This is a genomic window from Micromonospora sp. NPDC049799, assembly GCF_040656655.1.
Lineage (GTDB): Bacteria > Actinomycetota > Actinomycetes > Mycobacteriales > Micromonosporaceae > Micromonospora.
In genome coordinates, this window is sequence record NZ_JBFAMU010000792.1 from 1 (window position 1) to 1,605 (window position 1,605).

The window sequence follows — 1,605 nt, forward strand, 5'->3', positions numbered from 1 at the left end:
CCGTCGCACCCGGATCGTCATCGAGGACACCGCCTTCCCCTCGGACAGCTACGCCGTCCGTAGCCAGGCCCGGTTCCACGGCCTGGACCCGGACAGCTCCCGACGCAGCTGCGCGAGGTAGGCGTCGAAGTCCACGCGCATCGCCGGGCGGCGCTGGCCCCAGCGTGCCGTGGCGGCGCGCAGTTCCGCGCGGATGTCGGCGTGCTGCCGATTGCGGTCCGGCAGGGCGTACCGGCCGGACAACTGCGCCGCGACGAGCTTGGCCTGCGCCTCGACCAGCGGGAACGCCGCGCCGGTGGACTGCATCAGCCCGACGAACGCGAGCCCGGGAACCTCGGGGTGGAAGACGTGCCGGTACAGCGGCAGGGTGTCGGCGTCCTCGCCGACCAGGGGCGGGGCGAGGAAGGGCATCCGGACCCGGTAGCCGGTGCACCAGACGATCAGGTCGACCTCGTCGCTGCGGCCGTCGGTGAAGGTGACCCGGTCGCCGGCGAAGCCGGCGATGCCGGGGCGGACCTCGATCTCCCCGTGGGCGAGGCGGGACAGCAGCCCGTCGGACAGGGTCGGGTGGTCCTGGAGGAAACCGTGGGCCGGTGCGGGCAGGCCGTGCCGGGCGGGCGCACCGACGGTGGCGGTGAGCAGGGTCTGGCTGATCCGCTGCCGCAGGCGCCAGGGCAGCCGGCGGGCCAGCGCACCGTTGAGGGTGTCCGACGGCCGGCCGAGCAGGTGCTTGGGCACCACCCACACGCCCCGGCGCAGCGACAGCAGGGTCCGCTCGGCGGCGTACGAGGCGTCGACCGCGATGTCCATCGCGGAGTTGCCGCCCCCGACGACCAGGACGCGACGGCCGGCGAGCTGCTCGGGGCCGCGGTAGGCGTGGCTGTGCATCTGCCGGGCGGTGCAGGCGCCGGCGGGGCGGGGGTCCGGCGGCTTGGGTACCCGGTTGTGGCCGTTGGCGACGACGACCGCGTCGACGGTGACGTGCACCGGCCCGTCCGGTCCGTCGGCGTGCACGGTCCACCGGTCACCGGGGCCGGGCACCACCCGCTCGACGGTGTGCCGCAGGCGGATCGCCTCGCGCAGACCGAAGCGGTCGGCGTACGAGGCGAGCCAGCCGGCGATCCGGGTGTGGTCGGGGTAGTCGGGCCAGTCCGCCGGCATGGGGTGGTCGGCGAACTCGGTGCGGGTGCGGCTGGTGTTCAGGTGCAGGGTGCGGTACGCGGGCGAGCCGGCCGCGCCGTACACCCAGAGGCCGCCGACGTGGTCACCGGCCTCGAAGCAGACGGCGGGCACGCCCTCGTCGGCGAGGGCCTTGAGGGTGGCCAGGCCGGCCGCGCCCGCGCCGATCACCGCCACGCGAGGCTGCGGGTCCACGGCCGACTCCTTCCCGTTAATCCAACGACTGTCGGATAATGACCGGGGCGGCGCGGCACGTCAAGGGCGGGCCGGTCCGTACAGGCCGTCGAGGAGGCGGTGCACGAAGAGGCGGAACTCCCGCCGCTGCCGCGCCGGCGACCCGCCACCGGCGGCGAGGGCCACCACGTGCCCGTGCACCGCCCAGACCAGGGCGCGCACCGTCACGTGCGGGGTCGGCTCCACCAGCGC

1 pseudogene is annotated in these 1,605 nt (G+C 75.3%); it reads right to left on the bottom strand.

What is annotated here, in order from left to right:
• Positions 1-156 precede the first annotated feature (156 nt).
• Positions 157-1,374, bottom strand: a pseudogene (locus AB0I76_RS29510) (NAD(P)-binding domain-containing protein); the annotation flags it as partial.
• Positions 1,375-1,605 lie beyond the last annotated feature (231 nt).